Genomic DNA, 254 nt, shown 5'->3' on the forward strand with positions numbered 1-254 from the left:
CCGCGACCGGAGGCAGCACCACCGGCGGCGACGACAGCACCCTCGGCGGCACCCAGGTGGTCGCCCCCGTGACGGCCCCCATCGGCGTCACCGGCAACGCCATCTCCGTCACCGACGACGCCACCGTCACCGGCACCACCGGCGGCACCACGTCCCCGACCGCACCCGCGACCGGAGGCAGCACCACCGGCGGCGACGACAGCACCCTCGGCGGCACCCAGGTGGTCGCCCCCGTGACGGCCCCCATCGGCGTC

At 77.2% G+C, this 254-nt stretch carries 1 pseudogene; it reads left to right on the forward strand.

The annotated features are described in order from the left end of the window. Positions 1 to 254 (forward strand): annotated as a pseudogene (locus tag DW296_RS10340) (hypothetical protein); the annotation flags it as partial.

It is taken from the genome of Microbacterium sp. K36 (assembly GCF_004794355.1).
In the GTDB taxonomy this organism is placed as follows: Bacteria; Actinomycetota; Actinomycetes; order Actinomycetales; family Microbacteriaceae; genus Microbacterium; species Microbacterium paraoxydans_D.